The sequence below is a fragment of the Barnesiella sp. An55 genome (assembly GCF_002161555.1).
Classification (GTDB): domain Bacteria; phylum Bacteroidota; class Bacteroidia; order Bacteroidales; family Barnesiellaceae; genus Barnesiella; species Barnesiella merdipullorum.
Genome location: NZ_NFHZ01000012.1, coordinates 66,194 through 79,796, shown reverse-complemented (window position 1 = coordinate 79,796; position 13,603 = coordinate 66,194). Strand labels below are relative to the sequence as shown.

The 13,603-nt window shown below is 54.3% G+C and carries 9 protein-coding genes; 4 read left to right on the top strand and 5 right to left on the bottom strand.

Going from position 1 to position 13,603, the window contains the following annotated elements:
- Nucleotides 1-30 precede the first annotated feature (30 nt).
- Nucleotides 31-2,550: an outer membrane beta-barrel family protein gene (locus B5G10_RS08505; protein ID WP_087424312.1), complete on the top strand. Its 2,520-nt coding sequence runs from the start codon at nt 31-33 to the stop codon at nt 2,548-2,550.
- Between the two features lie 137 nt (nt 2,551-2,687).
- On the opposite strand, the gene B5G10_RS08500 is transcribed toward B5G10_RS08505, so the two are convergent.
- From B5G10_RS08500 to tgt, 3 genes are all read right to left on the bottom strand, one after another.
- The gene (locus B5G10_RS08500; protein WP_087424311.1) at nt 2,688-3,173 is read right to left on the bottom strand and encodes an RNA polymerase sigma factor; all 486 of its coding nucleotides are present in this window, start codon (nt 3,171-3,173) and stop codon (nt 2,688-2,690) included.
- 104 nt (nt 3,174-3,277) lie between these two features.
- Complete coding sequence (locus B5G10_RS08495; protein WP_087424310.1) at nt 3,278-4,354, bottom strand: LptF/LptG family permease; 1,077 nt, start codon at nt 4,352-4,354, stop codon at nt 3,278-3,280.
- Nucleotides 4,355-4,365: 11 nt separating this feature from the next.
- Nucleotides 4,366-5,496 (bottom strand): tRNA guanosine(34) transglycosylase Tgt, encoded by a 1,131-nt coding sequence (gene tgt / locus B5G10_RS08490; protein WP_087424309.1) that lies wholly within the window; start codon nt 5,494-5,496, stop codon nt 4,366-4,368.
- Between the two features lie 297 nt (nt 5,497-5,793).
- Here tgt and B5G10_RS08485 point away from each other — a divergent pair, with 297 nt between their 5' ends.
- Together B5G10_RS08485 and clpB are read left to right on the top strand one after the other, a co-directional pair.
- Nucleotides 5,794-6,702 (top strand): hypothetical protein, encoded by a 909-nt coding sequence (locus B5G10_RS08485; protein WP_143241102.1) that lies wholly within the window; start codon nt 5,794-5,796, stop codon nt 6,700-6,702.
- Between the two features lie 281 nt (nt 6,703-6,983).
- Nucleotides 6,984-9,572, top strand: a complete 2,589-nt coding sequence (clpB, locus tag B5G10_RS08480) for an ATP-dependent chaperone ClpB (RefSeq protein ID WP_087424307.1) — start codon at nt 6,984-6,986, stop codon at nt 9,570-9,572.
- A gap of 168 nt (nt 9,573-9,740) precedes the next feature.
- Here clpB and B5G10_RS08475 read toward each other — a convergent pair whose 3' ends face one another.
- Together B5G10_RS08475 and B5G10_RS08470 are read right to left on the bottom strand one after the other, a co-directional pair.
- Nucleotides 9,741-10,253: a hypothetical protein gene (locus tag B5G10_RS08475; RefSeq protein ID WP_143241101.1), complete on the bottom strand. Its 513-nt coding sequence runs from the start codon at nt 10,251-10,253 to the stop codon at nt 9,741-9,743.
- A gap of 209 nt (nt 10,254-10,462) precedes the next feature.
- Nucleotides 10,463-12,094: a sialidase family protein gene (locus B5G10_RS08470; protein WP_087424305.1), complete on the bottom strand. Its 1,632-nt coding sequence runs from the start codon at nt 12,092-12,094 to the stop codon at nt 10,463-10,465.
- A gap of 186 nt (nt 12,095-12,280) precedes the next feature.
- On the opposite strand from B5G10_RS08470, the gene B5G10_RS08465 reads away from it, so the two are divergent.
- Nucleotides 12,281-13,552, top strand: coding sequence for a replication-associated recombination protein A (locus B5G10_RS08465; RefSeq protein ID WP_087424304.1), 1,272 nt, complete (start codon nt 12,281-12,283; stop codon nt 13,550-13,552).
- The last annotated feature ends 51 nt before the right edge of the window (nt 13,553-13,603 follow it).

The following is a 13,603-nucleotide window of genomic DNA, read 5'->3' as shown; positions in this document are numbered from 1 at the left end:
TCATCACGCACTTTAATTGACTAATAACAGATGAAACGAGTTTTCAAATTGGGTATTCTGCTGGGAATGTTATTCTCGGTATTCACTATGGCCCACGCCGCTGCGGCCGATTGCAAGATAAGCGGCACCGTGACCGACTCGATCAGTGGCGAAGCCATCCCCTTCGTAACCGTGGGGGTGGAAAACAGCGACGGCAAGGTATTGACCCGCGTGGCCTCTGACGTGGACGGAAACTTCACCGCTACGGCTGCCGCCGGCAACCGCTATACGCTGGTCATCTCGTCGGTAGGCTATGCGACCAACCGCGTAGAGGTGTCGATAGAACCGGGCGAGCGCACCAAAAATCTGGGCAACCTCACCCTCACCGAGGGAACAGAACTCTCGGAGGTGACCGTCGTGGCCCAACGCCCCCTCATCAAGAGCGACATCGACAAGATAACCTATGACATGGAGGCCGATCCCGAGGCCACGAGCAACAATGCTCTCGACATGCTGCGCAAGGTGCCCATGATTACCGTCGATGCCGAGGAGAACATCCGCCTCAACGGACAGAGCAACTACAAGGTGCTGCTCAACGGCAAGAGCTCGGCCATCATGTCGGGCGACAACCTCAAGGAGGTGCTCAAGAGCATGCCGGCCAGCTCGATCAAGAATATCGAAGTCATCACCAACCCCTCGTCGAAATACGAGGCCGAGGGCGTGGGCGGTATCATCAATATCGTCACCGTGACCCGTCGCGACACCAACGGTGTAGTGGGCAGCGTGGGGGCCAACGCCGACAACCGAGGCGGATTCGGCGGCAACATCTACCTCTCCTCGCAGATTGGCAAGTTCGCCTTCTCGGGCCGCTACTCGGGCAGCCGCTACACCAACGGCCACGGAGGTCACTCGAAGACCTTCTCCGAGACCTACGGCAGCGACGAGTTCAACCACTCGGCCGTTTACGGCAAGTCGCGATTCGAAGGGCTCGGCCACAACCTCTCGATCGAGGCCAGCTACGAAATCGACACCCTCAACCTCATCAGCTTCTCAGCCTTCGGCTGGCTGGGCAACAACAAGTCCAACTCCAATCTCGACTACACCTCCTACAACCGAGCCAACGACATCAGCAGCCAATACCAGTCGCTCACCCACTCGAGCAGCGACTATGGCTCGATATCGGGAACGCTCGACTACCAGCGCTCGTTTGCCAAGAAAGACCGCACACTCACGGCTTCGTACCAGTTTGAATACAACCCCAACAACTCGGACTACACGACCGAGAGCAACGGTCTCATCAACTGGAACAGCTACATCGAACGCAGCAAGAACAAGGCTCACGGTACCGAACAGACCGTGCAGATCGACTACTTCGACCCCCTCACCGAGATGCACCAGATCGAAGCCGGTGCCAAATACATCATGCGCTGCAACGTGAGCGACGGCAACCGCACCCAAAGCCTGTGGGACGAGCCTACCGATACCTGGAACGACGTGCTGCTGCCGGTCAACGACCTCGACTACACGCAGCATATCCTGGGCCTCTATGCCGGCTATGTGCTGAAGATAAAGAAGTGGAGCGGCAAGGTAGGTGCCCGGCTCGAATCGACCTGGAACGACGGCCGCACCACCAACCACAACACCGAGGGAGGTACACAAGAGACTCGATTCGACAACGACTTCTTCAACGTGGTGCCCTATGTGACCCTCTCGTGGCAACCGCGCGAGATGCAGACCTTCAAGCTCTCCTACACGCAGCGGCTCAGCCGCCCGGGCATCTGGCAACTCAACCCCTTCAAGGATACCTCCTCGCCCATGCAGGTGAGCTATGGTAACCCCAACCTCGACTCCGAGATTTCGCACACCTTCTCGCTGGGATATACCCTCTTTACCGCCACGGGCATGAGCCTGGCCACCGAGCTGAACGGCCGCATACAGAACAACGGTATCGAGCAGACCATCTTCATGGACGAAAACGGTATAGCCAACATTACCTACGACAACATAGGCCGGGCCCGCGAGTGCAAACTGAACGTCTTCTTCTCGGGCAACGTACTGCCCACGCTCAACCTCTATACCAACCTCTCGGGCGGATATGGCGACTACAGCTCGACCCGGGCCGGTTACTCCAACAAGGGGTGGGACTACAACGGTTTTCTGGGTGCCCGCTGGAATGCCTGGAAAGACGGTGCCATCAGTGCCAACGTGGGTTACTACTCGGGATTCCGCATGCTGGTGGGAACCACGGCACCCTTTGCCTTCTGCGGCTTCAGTGTGAGCCAGTCGTTCTTCAACAAGCGGTTGCAGATAAACCTCTCGGCCAGCGACCCCTTCTCGAAAGAGCGCAAGTTTGTCATGCACATCAAGAACGACGATTACCGCATCGACAACTACAACTACAACCCCTGCCAGTATGTGCGGCTGGGTATAACCTACTCGTTCGGCCAGATGAAAAACTCGGTGAAGAAGGCCCACCGCAGTATCAACAACGACGACCTCAAGAGCGGAGGCAGTGGTTCCGGTAGCGGCGCAGCCGGCGGCATGGGCGGCATGGGCGGCTCGGGCATGTAACACTCGACTTTTAGAACTCCCTGATTTAAATAAACGAAAAGGCCTGCATCCCTGTGAAGAGATGCAGGCCTATTTTATATTGTCGTATCCATGACTTTATAGCAACAAACCCGGCCAAAGCCACGGAGAGGAAACCGTCACACAATCTGCTGCCGGCATGACCTCAACTTGCGTTTGATGCGAAATATCTGCACCTTGACCGTACCCACCGGCATATCCATGCGCCGGGCAATCTCGTCGTAGTGGAATCCCTGCAGATAGAGGGCAAAGAGGGTACGGCTCTTGGCGGGTAACAGATTCATGATTTGCTGGATATCGGTAGTCGAGAAGGTGTTCTCCTCTTCGATTTCACTCGCCTCGTCGGTCATTTTGAAATCGGCAATCATCGCCTGCTGATGTAAATCGCGACGACGGCAATTCAAGAACAGATTGAACATGATGGTGCACAACCAGCTCTTTATACTTCCCGTATCGTGATAAAGCTCCTTGCTTACCAGGGCTTTCAAAGAGGTCTCTTGCAACAGATCCTTTGCCTCGTCGTCATCGCGGGTGAGACTTTTGGCAAAACCCAATAGAGCACCTTGCAGTTTGACTACTCGCTGCTCAAAATCTTCCTGAATCATTATTTGATTTTATTAACCAATCAAAGTCGCAAAAGTAATATATTATTTCCACAAACCGTATATAAATACCAATTTTTATTTATAAAAGTTTATAAGATATAATTTTACTTGGGTGCCTTTTTATAGAGCACCACGGCAATGACGGTGTAGATGATGTTGGGAATCCACATGGCCAGCAGCGGCGAGGTAGCTCCCGAAACGGCAAAGGTCGAGGTCACGGTCGAGAACAGAATGTAGGAGAAGCTCAACAGCAGACCTATACCGATGTTGATACCCATGCCCCCCTTCACCTTGCGCGAAGAGAGCGACATGCCTATGGCCGTGAGAATAAAGGCGGCGGCAGCCATGGCAAAACGCCGCTCATACTCGATTTCGAAATTCTTGATATTGGCCACGCCCCGCTCCTTCTGTCGGTCAATGTAACGACGCAGCTCGGGGGTAGTCATCATCTCGCTGTCGTTTTGCGATATAAGGAAATCGGAGGGTTCGATAGGCACGATCGTGTCGAGCGAAGAGCCTCGCGTCAACTCCTCGCGCATGCCGTTGAAATTGCGTATCATGTAGTTGTTGACCCGCCAGTGATAGGCCGAGTCGTAATGAATCGTTTGTGCCGTGAGGCGCGACTTGAGCACCTTGTCTTCAAACGTCTCGAGCGAGAACCGGTAGCCCGTCTTGTTGCTGTTGTCGTAGCGGGCAATATAGGCAATAACCCCCGGTGCTACCTGCAACTGGATGTTACTGGCATAGTCCACCCGCTTGTTTTTCACATAGGTATTGGTATATTCGATACGGGTCACGTTGGCCGGCGGTATCACATAGCAGCTCAGGTAGAGGTTCAAGGCGGCGATGATGGCCGCCGAAATCATATAGGGCACAAACAGCCGCTTGAAACTGATGCCACTCGAGAGCATGGCGATGATCTCGGAGTTGTCGGCCAGCTTCGACGTAAAGAAGATGACCGCAATAAAGGTGAACAGCGGACTGAAAAGGTTGGCAAAGTAAGGCAGGAAGTTGAAGAAATAGTCGAATATCGTCGCCGAGAGCGGAGCCTTGAGAAACGAATCGAGCTTCTCGTTGATGTCGAACATAATCGTGATAGCCAGGATAAGGGCTATCGCAAAGAAGTATGTTCCCAAAAACTTCTTGATGATATAGAGATCTATTTTCTTCAGTATCTTCATCTTGCGACGCTTTACAACCGTGTAGTCACCCGGCGCACCATCTCGTCCTTCCACGGTTTGAATGTGCCGGCCAGGATTTGGCGACGAGCCTCCTGAGTGAGCCATACATAAAATGCCAAGTTGTGTATCGAGGCAATCTGCATGGCCAGAATCTCCTCACTGATGAAGAGGTGACGCAGATAGGCCTTGCTGTAACAGGTATCGACATACGAGGTGCCCTCGGGGTCGATGGGCGAAAAATCGTCGGCCCACTTCTTGTTGCGCATGTTCATGATGCCGTTGCGGGTAAAGAGCATGCCGTTGCGACCGTTTCGGGTAGGCATCACGCAGTCAAACATATCGACCCCGCGCTCGATACCCTCCAGGATGTTGGCAGGCGTACCCACCCCCATCAGATAGCGGGGCTTGTCCTTGGGCAGAATATCGTTGACCACCTCGATCATCTCGTACATCTTTTCGGTAGGCTCGCCCACGGCCAACCCGCCGATAGCATTGCCGTCGGCCCCCAGGTCGGCCACATGCTTGGCCGCCTCAGTGCGCAAGTCGCGATAGACACACCCCTGCACGATGGGGAAGAAAGTCTGCCGGTATCCATACAGGCCCTCGGTCTCGCAGAAGTGTTTCCACCCCCGGTCGAGCCAACGGCGGGTAAGAGCCAGCGACTTCTTGGCATAGTCATAGTCGGCGTCGCCCGGCGTACACTCGTCGAGCGCCATCATGATATCCGACCCGATGATGCGCTGCGTGTCCACCACATTCTCGGGCGTAAAGAGGTGTTTCGACCCGTCGATATGCGAGCGGAAGTGAGCCCCCTCTTCGGTGAGCTTGCGACGGTCCGAAAGCGAGAATACCTGAAATCCACCACTGTCGGTGAGAATCGGGCGCTCCCACCCGTTGAACTTGTGCAAGCCGCCGGCCTTGTGCAAAATGTCGAGCCCGGGGCGCAAGTACAAGTGGTAGGTATTGCCCAGAATAATCTGCGCCTTGATATCGTCGCGCAGTTCGCGCTGATGCACGGCCTTGACCGACGCCACCGTACCCACAGGCATGAATATGGGAGTCGTTATCGTGCCGTGGTCGGTGGTGATGACACCCGCCCGCGCGCAACTATGCTCATCGGTATGTACCAGTTCAAAATCCATCGTCTGTTGTTATAGGTTGAAAACAAAAGAGCCAGCCCCTCGCCGCACAGCCCACCGGGTTGTGTAGCCGCCGGGTCGAGTGCGGTCTCGATTTTCGGCCACAAAGATAGTGCACACCGCGGGCAAAATCAAATTTATTTCGGTTTTGTCAAAGCGGACACCACTTTATATAAAGACAAATGCCATTTCCGCCTTGGCTCGACGTGACTTTCTAAATATTTTTATAATATTATTAACGATTAATTCCCCGACAACCGGCCGGTGGTTTCCCGAATTGGGGGTATATTTGTAGCTGTTATGCTGAAGCCACGAACAACAAGACTCCTGCGACTTTGGGCGTGCGGCCTGTTCTTGACCGCCACCGGTACCGTGTGTGCACAATCCACCCCTCCTCCCATGCGACCGGGCAACGGCTCGGAGTTGGAAATCAAGGGTGGCGAACAGTCGTGGCCCCGCACCGAACAGTTTCCTACCTCTACCCCCAACGACCGATTTATCCAACGCCGGCTCGACGACCATCTCGAGAAGGCTTCGCTCCAGGTGATGAAACCCTCGACCCTCTTCCCCGAGAATCCGTCGGAGTTCATGCTCAACGTCATCCTGCTGCACGCGGCCAAGGACAGCATTGCCAGCCTGCACGACGAGACGATTGCCCGCATGGTAGATATGTTCCTGACCCGCAACCTGCTGCGTCCGCTCTCGGACGACCGCCCCGACCCGGTCAACAACTTCATGATGGGAGCGCCCAATACCATACCGCTAAGTGCGGGAATTGCCTATGTGGGAATTATCGACCCCGTGGAGCTCTATCGCGAATGGAAACGCAAGAAGCGGGCTCTGCGCACCAAGATGGTGCTGATGACCCTCTTCGGCGACGACAACCGCCTGCTTACCAAACAGGAGACCGACTCGATCAAACAAAACCTCGAGCGGAAGCGCAACGCTCCGGTGAGTCGCATCGACAACCCGGTGCTCATCTCTACCCTGCTGGCCAACGACACCATCGTGGCCCCGTCGAAGCCGAAGTTTACAGCTCCGCTCTGGGGCAAGGAACGCCCCCGGTTCACCCCCAAGGCCCCTGTTGCGGCAAACGACTCGAGCGCACGGCTGCCGAAACTCCCGGCTATCACGACCGATACCCTCGCCCTACCCGACTCAACGACGATCTGCCGCCCCGACTCTCTTTCGGGACAACCCCGGGAATAGCCACACCGACTCTCCATCCCCACCCGACCAGGCCCTCGTCTGCGAACTTTCGGGGGACCGTGCGCGTTGTAGCGGATAGCCAGGCGACATTTTGTCAGAAATCGAAAAGCCTACAAATGACCTCATTAGCCATCGGCCCGACGAGTATGCCCGGCAAGATGGACTTTTTGTCATGTTAAACAATTGATTTTCAGTCAATATTTCGCATATTTACATCTGGCACTTCTTTTGACTATATAGAGGCGTAAACACATCAAAGAAATTAGAAAGGAGAACATCATATGAACTTTGACAATTTTACAATCAAATCGCAGGAGGCCGTGCAGAAGGCCGTGCAGATTGCCCGCGACCACAACGAGCAATCGATTGAGCCGGTGCATCTGCTGAAAGGGATCTTGCAGGTGGGCGAAAGCGTCACTTCATACCTCTTCCAGAAGTTGGATGTCAACACCGGTTTGTTGAACAGCCAGCTCGACCGAGAGATCGAATCGTTGCCAAAGGTAAGTGGGGGTGAACCCTACTTGAGCCGCGAGGCTAACGACGCTCTTCAAAAAGCCATCGACTATTCTCAAAAACTGGGCGACCAGTTTGTGGCCCTCGAAGCTATGCTTATGGGTCTGTTCCTGACAAAAAGCTCGGCTTCGGCGTTCTTGAAGGATGCCGGCGTTACCGAGAAGGAGCTGGGAGCTGCTATCGATGAGCTGCGGAAAGGTAAGAAAGTAACCGAAGCCTCGGCCGAGGATACCTATAATGCATTGAGCAAATATGCCATCAACTTGACCGAGCGTGCCCGTAGCGGCAAACTCGACCCGGTTATCGGACGTGACGACGAGATACGGCGTGTACTGCAAATCTTGAGCCGGCGTACCAAAAACAACCCTATCCTGATAGGTGAACCGGGTACCGGTAAAACCGCTATCGCCGAAGGGTTGGCTCACCGTATCGTGCGCGGCGACGTGCCCGAGAACCTGAAGAGCAAACAGATCTTCTCGCTCGATATGGGTGCCCTTATCGCCGGTGCCAAATACAAAGGTGAGTTTGAGGAACGACTCAAATCGGTAGTCAACGAGGTGATTCAAAGCGAAGGCGAGATTATCCTCTTCATCGATGAGATTCATACCTTGGTGGGTGCCGGCAAGAGCGACGGTGCCATGGATGCCGCCAACATCTTGAAACCTGCCCTGGCCCGTGGCGAATTGAGAGCTATCGGTGCCACTACCCTCGACGAATACCAGAAATACTTCGAAAAGGATAAAGCCCTCGAACGTCGGTTCCAGATCGTTATGGTCGATGAGCCCGACGAGATGAGCAGCATATCGATTCTGCGTGGTTTGAAGGAACGGTATGAAAACCACCACAAGGTACGGATTAAAGATGATGCCATCATCGCCGCCGTACAGTTGTCCGAGCGGTACATCACCGACCGGTTCTTGCCCGATAAGGCCATCGACCTGATGGATGAGGCCGCTGCCAAACTGCGTATCGAGGTGGACTCGGTGCCCGAGGCCCTCGATGAAATCACGCGGCGTATCAAACAGCTCGAAATCGAGCGCGAAGCCATCAAGCGTGAAAACGATACCGAGAAGCTGCAACAGCTGGCCAAGGAGATCGCCGACTTGAAAGAGGAGGAGACCAAGTTCCGCGCCAAATGGCAATCGGAGAAAGAGCTTGTCAACCGCATCCAGCAGAACAAGATCGATATCGAGAACCTGCGTTTCGAAGCCGATAAGGCCGAGCGCGAAGGCGACTATGGCAAAGTGGCCGAGATACGGTATGCCAAAATCAAAGAGAAAGAGGACGACATACGAGCCACGCAACAACGCTTGCACGAGTTGCAGGGCGACAAGGCCATGATCAAAGAGGAGGTCGATGCCGAGGATATCGCCGATGTCGTATCGCGGTGGACGGGTATCCCCGTGAACAAGATGATGCAGAGCGAGAAAGACAAACTGCTCCACCTCGAAGAGGAGTTGCACAAACGGGTAGTAGGCCAGGACGAAGCCATCACCGCCATTGCCGACGCCGTGCGTCGGAGCCGTGCCGGCTTGAACGATCCCCGCAAACCTATCGGGTCGTTCATCTTCCTGGGTACGACGGGTGTAGGTAAAACCGAGTTGGCCAAGGCTTTGGCCGAGTATCTGTTTGACGACGAGAACATGATGACGCGTATCGATATGAGTGAATATCAAGAGAAATTCAGTGCTACGCGACTCATCGGTTCGCCTCCCGGATACGTAGGTTACGAAGAGGGCGGCCAGTTGACCGAAGCCATCCGTCGGAAACCCTACTCGGTTGTCCTGTTCGATGAAATCGAGAAGGCTCACCCCGATATCTTCAACATCCTGTTGCAGGTACTCGACGATGGTCGTCTTACCGATAACAAGGGCCGGTTGGTCAACTTCAAGAACACGATTATCATCATGACCTCCAACATGGGTTCGTCGCTGATTCGTGAGAACTTCGAGAAGATGACCGATGCCAACCGCACCGAGGTAATCGAAAAGACCAAGGAGCAGGTTCTGGAGATGTTGAAACAGACCATACGTCCCGAATTCCTGAACCGTATCGACGAGACTATCATGTTCACGCCTCTTACCAAGAAGGAGATCGAAGAGATTGTATCGCTGCAAATCGACAACATCAAGAAGATGCTCGAGAAGAACGGTGTTACGCTCGAGATTACACCCAAGGCTTTGAGCCTCATCGCTACCGAAGGTTACGACCCCGAGTTTGGTGCACGTCCTGTCAAACGGGTTATTCACCGGCTCATCCTCAACCAGTTGTCGAAAGACCTGCTGGCTCAGAAAGTCGATCGGTCGAAACCTATCGTGGTCGATGCCGAAAACGATCAAATCGTATTCCGCAACTAAGACAGTATCGATAATAATCAAGGGAGTACCCCTCGCGGGGGGCACTCCTTTTTTTTGTGCCGAAAGAACGGGACAAAAAGCAGAGAGGCTACATCCCCCACAGGGAATGTAGCCTCTCTGCTTTTTAACTACCTAAAAACCTATAAACATCATGTATGAAGTGGTTGCTTACTTGGCCAGAGCTTCAGGAGCCGGGGGATTGATGGCTGGAGCATCGGGGGCCGGAGCCTCAGGAGCCGGAGTGAGCGGACATCCGGGTTTCATGTGGCGCTTGCCACTGAAGCGTTTGTTCATCGGCTGCATATCGCGGCGCTGCATATTGTGCTGCATGGGTCGCTTCTCGAGCCGTTCCAGTTTCTGCTCCAGGTATTGGATGTACTGATCTTTGGTCAAGATTGATTTCATGGTAGAGTCGCGGCGTTCTTTGGCAGCCTTCATCGACTCTTTGAAACTCTTCTGAGCCTCTTGTCTCTTCTCGCGGAGGGCTTTCACTTCGGCATCGAAATCCTCGTCGGCCTTTTTCAATTTCGATACCTGTTTATCGCTCAAGTTCAAATCTTTCACTATCTGTTCGCAGGGGAATTCACATTTTTCCCGACGCTGTTTCTTATCTTGATTTCCGGCAAAAGCACTCATCGACAAAGCTAAAACCAATGCTACCGATACAATCGTTCTTTTCATAATCGTTTTCCTTTCATTAAATGGTTAAATATTCATCTACTTTGTTTCTGCTAATTCGAATTGCGTTTCTGTCTTTATGACTCCATTTCGACCCAAAAGTTTAATCGTGCAGATAAATCAGTCCTTAATTTTAACACTTTTAACAAAACAAGAAAGCCAACCCCATTTGAAGTTGGCCTCCATTTTATACTTATAATCAATCTCTTACCCTATTTCCTACGGATTAACTCCGAAAGTTTCAACGTTTGGAATGTCATGTGAGCCACACTACTCTCATAGAGGATACCCACCGTCTCTCGGTCGATCATCGTCAGACAGGTATAACCCCAGCCATCCTCCTCGTCGAGCATAATCTGGTTCTCGGGGAGCCAGGTCACCCCACCGTCGAGACTGGCTTTGACGGTGATATGGTTTCGACCTTTCGTCGTATTGGGATTCGAGAAGAGCAAGATATCACGCCCCAGCACATTATCCTCGGCCTCGACCCGAATGAGGCTGGCCATGCACACCGGCTCGGGCAACGCCTTGCGCGACGACTCGTGCTCGGTCCAGGTACGACCCAAATCCCGGGTAATGGCTACGGCCCGACTGCCGCCCCGGTTGTCGCGCATGTTGAGCATGAGCACCCCCTCTTCAATCTCGACCACCTGCGCCTCAGTCGTGTTGGTGCGGGCCAGGTTATGAATGTGCCAGTTCGCGCCTGCATCCTTGCTGTACATGATGCCGGCATTGGGCACATCGGTCGAGTCGATAAACTGGATGGGAAACACCAGCGTACCGTCGTGCATGGTAATTCCCCTACCCGGTCCCTGCAACAGGAATCGCCACGAGGGGGCTTTCACCTGGCTGGTAATATTGATGGGTGCCGACCAGGTTTTGCCGTCGTCGGTACTCTTGGTGAGCACGAGCTGTGCCGTGTGGTCCATATCCATTCCCCGTTGTGAACTCCACCAGGCCCGCTGGTTACCCATGCCGTGGGTCCAGGCGGCCGCAATCCACACCGTGTTGGTTTTCGTATCGACCAGAATCGAGGGATCGCCCACCCCGTTTTGAGCGGCAGGCAAACCGCCGTACTCTCCAAACGAAAGGGGCAACCGCATGGGCTCCCAGGTCTTCCCGCCGTCGGTACTGCGGCTCAACCCCACGTCGATATGTTCCTGCAAATCGACGCTGCTGTTGTAGCGCACGTCATAGACCCCCAGCAACGTACCCTCGTTGGTCGTTACCAGTCCGGGGATGCGGAAGGCAGCCGCACCGTCGTTACCGGCATGACGCACCCCGATACCCATACGATGCACGATGCCATCGGGCGAAACCCGTTCGCACGGCACCTGCTTGCCGTCGAGCGAGACCGAAGTCAACTTGGCACCAATCTGGGTCGAGAGCGAAGTGCCCGGTTTCATTTGCAGACTCACCCAAAAGAAGTTGACCCCGGGATACAACTCATGGTTGGCCCGGAGTACCGCCCGCTTCACGGGTGCAGTCACCTCGGCACACTTGACCGAATAGGAAGGATAGGCCGAGAGTGTCTTCCCGGCACTGAAACTCGATATGTAGCCTACCGGCGCAAAACGATTCTTCCCTTCGTCCTGCCGGGCTTCGACACCGCCGTAGTAGAGCTTCACGGCGGCAATATCGGCCCGGGCCTCACACTTCGAGAAATCGAGCACCACCTGGTCAAGTACCCGGCTCTCCCGGGCAGGGATACGCAGGTAGAACATTACGTTATCCTGCCGCTCGAGCAGTACAGGCACCTGGGCCTCCTTGACAAAAACCGTGTCGGATGCCGCGGCAACCGATGCCAGACAAACCAGACACATGAGAAGGATACATTTACGCATAATCTGTTTCGTTAAATTTGCGGGGTAAAGATAACAGTTTTTCACTTATCGCACCAAGAAACGTTCAATTTTTACCTCATCCGTCAAGCCCGCCACAAAACGGAAAAGGTCCATGTATCTTTCGCCCACTTTCCTTGGAAAAACGACTCGAAAGAAGTATATTTGTCGTAACAGAACGGAGCGATTATGTTACAACCTTTGGCCGAGAGACTCAGACCCAAAACCTTAGACGAATACATCGGGCAGGAACACCTGGTAGGCCCGGGTGCCGTATTGCGCCGCATGATCGACTCGGGCAAGATATCGTCGTTCATCCTCTGGGGACCTCCGGGAGTAGGCAAAACCACCCTGGCCCACATCATATCGCAACAGTTGCAGGCCCCGTTTTTCACACTCAGCGCCGTACAGTCGGGAGTAAAAGAGGTGCGCGAGGTACTCGACCGCTGCAAGGCCAACATCTTTTCGAAGGTGCGTCCCATTCTCTTCATCGACGAGATTCACCGATTCAGCAAATCGCAGCAAGACTCGCTGCTGGGAGCCGTCGAATACGGCACGGTGACCCTCATCGGAGCCACCACCGAGAATCCTTCGTTCGAGGTCATCCGCCCGCTGCTCTCGCGCTGCCAGGTATATGTACTCAAATCGCTCGAAGTCAAGCACCTGCAACAACTGCTCGACCGGGCCATCCACTGCGACTCCTATTTAAAAACGCGTAAATTCGAGGTGCGCGAGACCGATGCACTCTTTCGCTACTCGGGAGGCGATGCCCGCAAACTGCTGAATATCATCGACCTCATCTCGCAGGCCGTCGGCGACGACGAAACGATTGTCATCGACGATGCCATCGTTACCGAGCGGTTGCAACAAAACCCGGCCGCCTACGACAAAAACGGCGAGATGCACTACGACATCATATCGGCCTTCATCAAATCGATACGAGGCAGCGACCCCGACGCCGCCATCTACTGGCTGGCCCGTATGGTCGAGGGTGGCGAAGACCCCGCCTTCATTGCCCGCCGGCTGGTCATCTCGGCCTCCGAAGACATTGGGCTGGCCAACCCCAACGCCCTGTTGCTGGCCAACGCCTGCTTCGACGCCGTGCAGAACATCGGGTGGCCCGAGAGCCGCATCATCATGGCCGAGACTACCATCTACCTGGCCAGTTCACCCAAGAGCAACTCGGCCTACATGGCCATCAACCAGGCCCTGAGTACTGTGCGCGAAACCGGCAACCTGCCGGTGCCCCTGCACCTGCGCAACGCCCCCACCCAACTGATGAAAGAACTCGACTATGGCAAGGACTACAAATATGCCCACGACTATCCCGGCCACTTTGTCAACCAGCAATACCTGCCCGATGCCCTCAAGGAGAGCGGCTGGTGGAAGCCTCAGAATAATCCGGCCGAGAACAAACTGAAAGATCACTTGAACGAGTTGTGGAAAGGGCGATACAAATAGCATCAAAATGCAAACTAGAGCTATCAAACAAGCAGCATTTTGTTATTTACA